General features: G+C 44.5%; 8 protein-coding genes. 3 read left to right on the forward strand and 5 right to left on the reverse strand.

The features are described 5' to 3' along the window. A partial coding sequence (locus F6K52_RS24655; protein ID WP_293084212.1) for a fatty acyl-AMP ligase occupies positions 1-1,398 on the reverse strand: 1,398 nt, incomplete at its 3' end. A 430-nt stretch (positions 1,399-1,828) separates the two neighbouring features. Between F6K52_RS24655 and F6K52_RS24660 the strand changes: the two genes are divergently transcribed. Both F6K52_RS24660 and F6K52_RS24665 read left to right on the forward strand, forming a co-directional pair. Further along, positions 1,829-3,544, forward strand: a complete 1,716-nt coding sequence (locus F6K52_RS24660) for an aminotransferase class I/II-fold pyridoxal phosphate-dependent enzyme (protein ID WP_293084185.1) — start codon at positions 1,829-1,831, stop codon at positions 3,542-3,544. 451 nt (positions 3,545-3,995) lie between these two features. Beyond that, positions 3,996-5,585 carry a B12-binding domain-containing radical SAM protein gene (locus F6K52_RS24665; protein WP_293084189.1) on the forward strand — a complete coding sequence of 530 codons (1,590 nt, stop codon included), beginning with the start codon at positions 3,996-3,998 and terminating at the stop codon, positions 5,583-5,585. Here the strand turns inward: F6K52_RS24665 and F6K52_RS24670 are convergent. Next, positions 5,542-5,742: a hypothetical protein gene (locus F6K52_RS24670; protein WP_293084192.1), complete on the reverse strand. Its 201-nt coding sequence runs from the start codon at positions 5,740-5,742 to the stop codon at positions 5,542-5,544. The genes F6K52_RS24665 and F6K52_RS24670 overlap by 44 nt on opposite strands. Positions 5,743-5,777: 35 nt before the next feature. On the opposite strand from F6K52_RS24670, the gene F6K52_RS24675 reads away from it, so the two are divergent. After that, positions 5,778-6,728, forward strand: coding sequence for an SDR family oxidoreductase (locus F6K52_RS24675; protein ID WP_293084197.1), 951 nt, complete (start codon positions 5,778-5,780; stop codon positions 6,726-6,728). Positions 6,729-6,878: 150 nt separating this feature from the next. On the opposite strand, the gene dacB is transcribed toward F6K52_RS24675, so the two are convergent. The 3 genes from dacB to F6K52_RS24690 form a co-directional block, all read right to left on the reverse strand. Next, complete coding sequence (gene dacB, locus F6K52_RS24680) at positions 6,879-7,814, reverse strand: D-alanyl-D-alanine carboxypeptidase/D-alanyl-D-alanine-endopeptidase (protein WP_293084201.1); 936 nt, start codon at positions 7,812-7,814, stop codon at positions 6,879-6,881. Between the two features lie 1,476 nt (positions 7,815-9,290). Then, entirely contained in the window at positions 9,291-9,851 is a 561-nt protein-coding gene (locus tag F6K52_RS24685; protein ID WP_293084205.1) for a Uma2 family endonuclease, read from the reverse strand. Between the two features lie 260 nt (positions 9,852-10,111). After that, the coding region (locus tag F6K52_RS24690) for a hypothetical protein (RefSeq protein WP_293084209.1) at positions 10,112-10,598 on the reverse strand (487 nt) is incomplete at its 5' end.

Below are 10,598 nucleotides of genomic sequence, written 5' to 3' on the forward strand. Positions count from 1 at the left end.
TAATTCTTTGAGGCGACCAGTGATAAAGAGTTCCCCATCTTGTAGGAATCCTAAGTCTCCGGTGCGCAGAAATGGTCCAGTGCCGGTGTCTTTGATATAGGCACCGAATATACATTCTGTTTCCTCTGGTTGATTCCAATAGCCCTTGCCGACACCATTACCAGATACCCAAATTTCCCCAACTTTATTTTCTGGACACTCTGTTAAGGTTTCCGGGTCAACAATTACCACGTGATCACCCAACCAGGGCTGACCACAGCTGACAATTCCTTGTGCGCCCTTTTGGTCTTTAGTAGCAGCTACCACCTGATTTTCTCCTAGGGCACCTTGCTCAACATACTTAATCACGGGAGGGTTAGCTTTCAATCCTCCAGAAATAAATAACGTCGTTTCAGCCATACCGTAGCAGGGATAAAATGCTTCTGGTCTAAAGCCACAAGGGGCAAAGGTCTCGGCAAACCGTTCTAGGGTTTCGGCTCGAATCGGTTCAGCACCGGAAAATGCTACTTCCCAGCTGCTGAGGTCTAGAGTTTCTATCTGTTCCGGAGTGACCTTGCGACACAATAGGTCATAGGCAAAATTGGGACCGCCACTGGTAGTGGCTTTATAGCGGGAAATCGCTTGCAGCCAACACACTGGTTTCTGTATCAAGGCTACTGGTGACATGAGTGTAACGGGAAATATCCCATAGATTGGCTGGATTACACCACCAATCAACCCCATATCATGAAACAAGGGTAACCAGATCACGCCTTGACTGTTAAGAGTATGCTCGAAGCACTCATAGATCAAGGCTGAATTGTGCAGAATATTGCCATGGGTCACCATTACCCCTTTTGGCTTACCGGTAGACCCTGAGGTGTACTGTAGAAACGCTAAGCTATCGTGATCTGGGCGCTCGGTTTCAATCCAGTCTGATGCTAGAGACGGGGAAATTTTATTGCTTTCTATCCAGGACAGTTCAGTTAAGGTTGGGGCTAATTCTGGATTCGAGGCACACTGCTGCTGGATTCTTTTCCATAAGTCCGTGGTAGTAAGCGCTACTGTGGCTTGGGCAGAAATTACCCGCTGCTGTAATTGGGCAATAGCCTGCTTAGACCGGGGAGGATTAGCCGTCACTGACACCACCGAGGCATACAGACACCCAAAGAAAGCGACAATGAACTCTAAACCAGCGGTATAGGGGTAGACTAATAAGGCGCGGGAGCCAGGGGCAACTAGAGACTGTAGCTGAGCAGCAATGGCTCTGGCCTGTTGATCTAACTGTTGATAGGTTAGATGTCCAGATTCTGTCTCCCCGTCTGCTAGGAAAGTGTAAGCAATTTGGTTAGGTTGGTTTATCGCTCTATCGACCACGAGATCGACTAAGTTAGAGTATTTAGCTTTATGGTTTGCCATTATGCGATCGCGAATTATCCCTGCGTTGTTTCCCCTCATACCAAGCTTAGACGCGAGGTTACCAGACCCAATCAACAAAATCTGCATCTTACGAAACAGATTTTTAGATGCAGAATAGCTTACCTGTCAAACGCTATCGGCGCAAGAGGGTAGACTTGACATGATTGATAGAATTTTTCACAAGTTTTGGTAGTTCATGGCAAAATAACCATCAAGTCAACCCCAAAAATAGCAATTCATTGGCTTCAACAGTGGCAACTAACGCTAAATGGAGCGATAATCTCTGTTTAGAACATTATTAGCTGAGATTGAAGGTTCACAACTAGGCTCAATGATCGAAAAATCATGGAGGGGTAAGGCCAGACGATCACCCAGTGCCAGTAACTGGAGTTGGGTGATTTAATCTTTTAGTGTGGTGAAGGAGTGCAACATGGAATTGTTGAACCAGGTCTGGAACGGGAAAGAAAGCTCACCGGCTACTGTAGTTACCAGTGATCACAAATCTACCGTCAGTTCCCCAAAATTATCTCAAGAAGCATCAAGCATTGCCACTTGGTTAGTATCCAAGCTAGCAGACGTACTTGAACTGGATGCCCAAGAAATCGATATTCATCGGGATTTTACCGATTATGGTTTAAATTCTATTGAAGCTGTTAACTTATCCGGAGAGCTGGAGAATTTCCTCGGACATCGGCTTTCCCCAACCCTTTTATGGGATCACGACAATATTGAGGCATTGGCTGAGTATTTGGCGGAATACGTTGCTAAACAACGAAAAGACAGCTCGCAAGCTAACCATGAAACCTCATCGGCGAGGTCAATACCTGAAACGAATGGTCATATATCGGCTAAAAACGGGCTAATCCCAAATCAAGATGCAGAAAAGCTAGACAATCCAGATATCCCACCGGAATACCACAATTTCCACCTATACCCAGAATACCGCAAACTGCAATTGCAACAGGAGGAAATCAAAGCTCTCGGGGTCAACAATCCTTTCTTTACCCCCCAAGAACGAGTGGTAAACAATACCACACAGATTGGTGGTCGGGAACTGATTAATTATGCCACTTATAATTATCTGGGCATGTGTGGTGACCCAGTTATCTCTCAAGCAGCAAAAGATGCCATAGATCGTTATGGTACCTCCGCCTGTGCTAGCCGTCTGTTGTCAGGGGAAAAACCCTTACATCGAGAGCTAGAAAAAGAAATTGCTGACTTTATTGGTACTGAGGATAGTATCGTCTATGTGGGCGGTCATGCTACTAACGTAACTACTATTAGTCACCTATTTGGCAAAAACGACCTAATCTTACATGATTCTCTGAGCCACAACAGCATTCTACAGGGATGCATCCTGTCGGGAGCGAGCATTATTGCTTTTCCTCATAATGACTGTCAGGCATTGGAGAAAATACTCCAGGAGCGTCGTCACCAGTATCAACGGGTACTGATTGTGATCGAAGGGGTTTACAGTACTGATGGTGACATTCCCGACTTGCCTGAGTTCATTGCAGTCAAGAAACGCCACAAAGCTTTCCTGATGGTAGATGAAGCTCACTCCATCGGGGTACTGGGCAAACACGGTCGAGGGGTTGGTGAGTTCTGTGGGGTTGATCCCGCTGATGTAGATTTGTGGATGGGTACCCTCAGCAAGTCGTTTGCTAGTTGCGGTGGCTATATTGCTGGTTGCGCTGCTGTGGTAGAATACCTCAAGTATACCTCCCCGGGATTTGTCTATAGTGTTGGCATAGCTCCTCCTAATGCAGCCTCCGTGCTGGCTTCCATAAGGCTACTCAAGGCAGAACCAGATCGAGTTGCACTGTTGCACCAGCGAGCTAAACTTTTTCTGGAATTAGCCCAGAAACAGGGACTCAACACAGGGACGAGTAAAGACTCTCCAGTGATTCCAATTATTGTGGGGGATGCGTTGAAGTCAGTGCAACTCTCTCAGAATCTCTTTAAGCGTGGCATCAATGTCCCGTTTATGTTCTATCCGTCGGTGCCGCAAAATGCTGCCCGCCTGCGCTTCTTTATCACCTGTAACCATACAGAGGAGCAAATTCGCTTTACGGTGAACACCCTGGCTCAAGAAGTAGCAAAGCTTCAGCAGGACGATAGTACCCAGACATCACCCTTAGAGTAACTAAGATTAACTATCTTCATAGTAACTATACTGCACACGGTCATAACCTGGGCTTATTGATGATCCCCCCCATCCCCCCTTATTTAAGGGGGGAGAAGAGTTTACCCAAAACACTGGCGGTAGAGGAGATCGAAAGCTCAGTTTAGACCGGTGCTAAGTATAACTATCTGGCAGGTAAATCTAAGGGAAAACTGGCAACTTACAGATTACAAACCCCGTTGGCGGATTGAGTGGAAATTAACTCGGGGATCAGACTATATATATTAGCAAACCTTAGCAACTAACTAACTGGGGAAAAGTATCCCACCCCGTTACCTAATAGTTAGTGGCTGACAGGTAATCCGCCAAGGACATCTTTCGCTCCTCGGGTTTTGTTAAGCCAGCTGTGATCAATTGATACATTCTCATAAATCAATTCCGGAAAACCTAACTATCGTTTCAGGTGCCACTTATGCGAGTTTTACTGCTATATCCTCTGTTTCCCAAAAGTTTCTGGTCAATGGAGAAAACCATTGAGTTGGTGAATCGCAAGGCACTGATGCCACCCCTAGGTTTGGTGACAGTAGCAGCGATATTACCTCAGACATGGTCATTTAAACTGGTTGACCGCAATGTATCTGAGGTAACGGAGGCAGAATGGGATTGGGCTGAGATGGTGATTCTCTCAGGTATGATCGTCCAGAAAAAAGATTTTCTTGAGCTAATTCAGGAAGCTAAGCGCCGTGGGAAAAAGGTAGCTGTCGGTGGTCCTTACCCGACTACCTCACCTCACGAACCTGAAGGGGCTGGGGCAGATTACTTGATTTTGGATGAAGGGGAAATTACCCTACCGATGTTTGTCTCAGCGATTGAACGGGGCGAGAGTGAAGGGGTTTTCCGTGCTAATGGTGAGAAGCCAGATGTTACGGAAACCCCAATCCCCCGTTTTGATCTTCTCGACCTCGAAGCCTATGACACTATGGCAATCCAGTTCTCTCGGGGTTGTCCATTTCAGTGCGAATTCTGCGATATTATTGTCCTCTACGGTCGCAAACCCCGCACCAAAAGTCCTGAGCAGTTGTTAGCTGAACTAGAACGCCTCTTAGAACTAAATTTCCAAGGGGGGATTTTTCTAGTCGATGACAACTTTATTGGCAATAAGCGCAATGTCAAGATTCTGCTGAAAGCCATGAAAGTCTGGATGGCTGAACATGAGTATCCTTTTAGCTTTATCACGGAAGCTTCAGTGGATTTGGCTCAAGACCAAGAACTAATGGACCTGATGGTCGATTGTAATTTTAAAGTGGTCTTTTTGGGCATTGAAACTCCTGATGAAGACAGCCTTACCCTGACTAAAAAGTTCCAAAATACTCGGGATTCTCTGAGTGAATCGGTGGATGCCATTACCAATGCCGGTCTGAGGGTGATGGCTGGGTTTATCATGGGCTTTGATGGAGAAAAACCAGGCGCAGGCGATCGCATTGTCCAATTTATTGAGAAAACCTCGATTCCTATTGCCTTGTTTAGTATGTTGCAGGCATTGCCTAATACTGCTCTATGGCATCGCCTTGAGAAAGAAGGACGACTTCTCGATGGTGGGGCTAATATTAACCAAACCACTTTGATCAATTTTGTTCCAACTCGGCCTGTGGAAGAAATTGCTCGTGAATATGTGGAAGCATTTTGGACACTGTATGACCCAGAGCGATTTTTAAACCGCACCTACAACCACTTTATGAAGCTTGGTCTACCGAGGCATGCTGTACCTCGTCGGATCGATTGGATAACCATCCGGGCGCTACTAACTCTATGCTGGCGTCAAGGGGTTGTTCGTAAGACCCGCTGGAAGTTCTGGAATAGTCTGTTTAAGCTGATCCAGCAGAAACCGAAAGTGGTGGGCTCTTTCTTTGTAGTTTGTGCCTACGCGGAACACTTCCTAGAATATCGCCAAATTGTCCGTGACCAAATTGAGGCTCAGTTGGCTGAATTTATGACTAATAAACCATCACCTTTACCAGCTAAGAATGAGGAAGTGGCGGTAAACGAATCCGCGATCGCGTAGCGTAGCCCTTCGGGCTAATCGCATAATTTATTCTTGAGGGAGTAGGGAGTAGGGAGTAGGGAGTAGGGAGTAGAGGGCATTGCTTAATAATGGAATGATTTGAAGAGTGAGGTAGAATGGGCATCTGTGGAATGGGCATCTTGCGTGGAACTGGCATCTTGCCAGTTTCCTCCTTATTTTCGCGCGGGCAGGATGCCCACTCTACTTCTATTCATTCCAAGATTGACCCAACACCCCCGATTCCCGATTCCCGACTCCCTGTTTCCCGTTCCCTATTCCCTACCTCAACTTGGTGCTAGATCTCAGATGACCTTAAATCAACAGCACGCCATTATCACAGGGGGCTCCAGTGGGATTGGCAAAGCCACTGCCAAATTATTAGCCCAGAAGGGAGCTAATCTGACCTTGATTGCTAGGGATGCAGCCAAGCTAGAGCAAGCTAAAGTCGAGATTGAAGGGATGCGTTCGCAAAGCGGTTTCAAAGGAACAACGCATCCGCAAGCAAAAATTCTAACTATTTCTGCTGATGTTTCCCAGCAGATACAGGTAGAAGCAGGCATTGAGCAAGCAATTGACCAAATCGGTCCGGCTGACCTATTAATCACTAGCGCTGGTATTGCTTATCCCGGTTACTTCCAAGAGCTGCCCATAGAGGTATTTGAACAAACCATGGCAGTTAACTATTTTGGTTCCCTCTATGCTATTAAAGCAGTACTACCCAGCATGGTCGAGCAACACAAAGGTCATATTGTACTGCTATCTTCCGGTGCTGGACTGATTGGGATTTATGGCTATACCCCTTACAGTCCCACTAAATTTGCCCTGCGGGGTTTAGCGGAATCCTTGCGGGGTGAGTTAAAGCCCCAAGGCATTCATGTTTCTATTGTCTATCCTCCCGATACCGATACCCCACAACTGGAAGCAGAAAATAAAACCAAGCCCCTGGAAACTAAGATGATTACTGGCAGTGCCGAGATGTGGAGTGCAACTGCCGTAGCAGATCAGATTGTACGAGGTATTGAGAAAAAGCAGTTTGGGATCATGCCAGGATTCGAGATGAGTTTACTAGGCCGGTTCCATAGTTTGCTCGCTCCTGGATTGAATTGGTATTTTGATCGGATTGTTGCGGGTACAAGGCAATAGGCAATAGGCAATAGGCAATAGGCAATAGGCAATAGGCAATAGGCAATAGGGGGAAGACTAGTTTGAAGGATTAGACAGTAGGGAGTCGGATAATCACTATTAATACCCATCTCCCCATCTCCCCATCTCCCCATCTTCCCACACTCTCTATCAACTACAAGGCATTAGTTGAGTTAAGCGCAGAACAATCTCATCAATTCCCTTTTCTAAGACTTTGCCTGACTGGGATGGTTGATTAACCATGATGCTAAACACAATAGTGCCGTAATCAGGATGTTCTAGATATCCAGACAGAGCTTTCACTCCTCTGAGGGTGCCGGTTTTCGCTTGAACTTTAGTTTGTGTAGAGGGATGACGCAACCGATTTTTGAGAGTACCGCTCACTCCCGCCACCGGTAAAGAGGCTAGGAAAACTTGGTTATTATTGGCATCACTCATCCCTTTGAGAGTGGTTATAAATGCCTCCGGAGTGGCTAAATTTTTCCGGGATAAGCCAGACCCATCTACCAATCGATAACTATTAGGGTTAACTCCTAATTCCGCCAAAGCATCCTGCACTACTTCCGACCCGCCAATATAGCGCAATAAGGTATCAGCATAGCTATTGTTGCTTTTTAGATTCGTTACCTTCACCCATTCTTTCATTGACTTAGAGCGAATCGGAGTATTTGGATGAACCTTGTTTAATGCTGCCGCTGTAGTTAATAGTTTAATATTAGAAGCAGGGATAAAGTATTGATTAGCATTGTGGCTGTAGAAAACCTTCTCTTCCGATAATGATTCAACCACAATCCCCCATTTCCCCCTCGCCAAGGAAGGATGATCGATAATCGAGTTAATTACTGGTGGCAGAAACTCCGGACAAATGCCATTCTTGTTCGTTTCCGGAGGAGGAACAGGGATTTTAATGGAATCGGGAGGAGCTATTTCTGGAGGAACCACAGAAATTTCCAGAGATTTTCCCTCTTGCCTTAAGTCCGCAACTGTTCTAGCGCTAGCTTTTCTAGACGTAATAGGAGATACCGTAGTCAGCACAGCTACAGTTAGCATTCCTAAGGATTTCAACCAATAATTCAATTGGGTCATAGTGAGGTAGTCGTGTTGCTACAGTTCAACAAGCAGTAACAAATAAAAAAAGTCTTGGTAGTGTAGGATTTTATTCCAAACTACATCCTACATAATTTTTGATAACACCGAGATCTTTTTCGTTTTTTAATTAAAAATAAGCATACCAAAAATTAAGACATTATCATACTCCATAGAGAAACTATAACTAGTGTTTCAATATTCCTGAATTTTATTCAAAAACAGATTAAATTTCGATGAATATTAGATGAATTTATCCATTCTTTTTTAAAGTTGTTCGCTTTTTGGTTTAAGTCCCTTGGGTTTAAGTTAAAAGTTATTGGTTTAAGGTTTAAGGTTTAAGGTTTAAGGTTGAAAGTTATTTGGTTGTTCGCCTAGGGTGGCCTTTTGGCCAAGGTTATCTGTCAGAATGCAGCATGCTGCATTCACTATTATTAATTCAAAGGGAAGTTTTGCGTTATTCCACCCATAAGTACGGAAATTCTTGATGCAATAGCGAGTGGGGGTTTCCCCCAAGACCGCGCTCCATCGCTTTGTAATAGGGGAAATAATACATCAAATCTGGCTAAGTTTCAGCAGTTTTTGTTCGCGTAGCGTGGCCTTTGGCCTCAGCTTCCGCTAAAAGCGATCGCATTTAGGATTAGATACCGCAGGGTCAAAAGGGTCAAAAAGTAGGGTGTGTTAGGGGGGCACCTTGTCATCATATTCAACGTCGTAGCCAGTAGCCCTGTAACGCACCACCACAAGGGTTGCCCTGATTTTCCGCCTCTTCGCGCCTGGCTGGGACAGCCCGTGGGGAAATTGTCACTGGCAAGATGCCCATTGTGTCACTGGCAAGATGCCAGTTCCACAGCAAGATGCCAGTTCCACCAAGATGCCGATTCCACAGAGATAATTGTGATTTTTTGATGCCATTATGGAAGTAGCTCCTATTTAGGTGGGAGAAAAGCCGCGCTGGGGATGATTAATGGGCATATCCAGCGCGGTTATTAGTACGGTCGTTTACTTTCTATACTATACATAAATTTTTGAAAAAATGCAAGAGTTAAATAAAAATTTTTACATTTATTTACAAATATTAAACTTTGCAATTTTTAAACTCAATTATGTGTAATTTATAGTGATTTTTTTTATTAGTTTAGCCGTTAACTATTACAGGATATAGCAATTCTTATTTGGGTGAGGTAAAAATTATTTTGTTTTAGGGAACAGGGAATAGGGAATAGGGAATAGGGAATACAGATTTTAAGTAGGGTGGGCAGTGCTGGAAACCGATAATAACAGTTAGCGATCGCTAGCCAACGCCCTTCGGGCTAATCGCATAAGCGCGGAAGCAAAGCTTCATCGCGTAGCGTGGCCAAAAGGCTAATCGCATTAATAGCACTGCCCACCCTACGATGATCAATTTTGTAGTGCTGTCATAACAATAGAATTTAAATGAAAACCAGCTTAAGCTAAGTGCTGAGCGCTGAATGCTTAGGTGACATCTTCATACAAAGCCTCAATACTGCTACGAAAATCAACACTTTCTAGGTTAATCTCACTACCTGGATCATAAAATTGCAATGTCCAAATTCCCTGGGCATTACGGCGAAAGCAGTCTAGGCGCTGATGGTCTTGACTAATTAGGACATATTCGACCAATGTGTCTAATTTTTGATAGTCATAAAATTTGTCACCCCGGTCAAAGGCTTCAGTTTTGGGAGAGAATACTTCGACAATTAAACTAGGATATTTTTTATAATTTTTCAATTCTCTATCTCTGGCATCGCAAGTTACCATAACATCGGGATAGTAATAACTATTGGCAGCTTCAACATAGGCTTTCATATCTGCCATATAAACCCGACAACCAGTGCCTCTTACATGATTTCTTAACAGTGCAAATAAGTTTCCGGCAATAGTAACATGGGCATCACTGGCTCCAGCCATAGCATAGATTTCTCCATCACTATACTCGTGTTTGATGAGACTTTCTTCTTCTTGGGATAGATAGTGTTCTTGTGAAATGTAATTTGGAATTTTATCAGCAATCATGACGGGTTCAAGAGAGTGAATCTATTAGTATAGAATAAAGGGAATAGGGAATAGGGAGTAGGGAATAGGGAATAGGGAATAGGGAATAGGGAATAGGGAATAGGGAACAGATAACAAAAATTATCACAATTCCTACAAAAATTGCTATTTTAAAATAACTCAATAGTTAATTAAAATTTCCCCCATATCCCCATATCCCCATCTCCCCATTTCCCCGCGCCAATCTACCTTTAATGATGGGTATTTAACCGGACTTGATATTATTTATGCTTGCCCTTACCCTTGGATTTATGCTTGTCCTTACCCTTGGATTTATGCTTGCCCTTACCCTCGGACTGCTCGGGGGCAATCGGTTCGGGATAAATATAGACAGGCTCTTTACCGTAATTCTGGATATAAAGTTTGGTGCCACCATCAGTAGTTTCACCTTCTAGGATCAGCTTGGATGAGCGGGTGTCAGGATCTGGCTCGCCCCCTGCCTGATAAATGGCTTGGTTATCCCGGTCATAAAAGATTAATTGACCGTCTTGTTGCATATGCAATTGACCAGGCAACTTGGCAGAGCTGGGATCCTCAAGGAAAACGAAAGACTCTTCTAAGCTAGTGCCAGTTAAGACTGGACCCTGTCCGGGCTCGTTGGTCAAAATTGCAGTGCCATCGAGAGCCATAATAGTTTCTCCAGGGGCTAAGAAGCCTTCTCCTCTGGCATCGAGAACGTTGACATCCATAATCTCGCCCACGAGATTG

The organism is Moorena sp. SIO3H5 (assembly GCF_010692395.1).
GTDB lineage: Bacteria > Cyanobacteriota > Cyanobacteriia > Cyanobacteriales > Coleofasciculaceae > Moorena.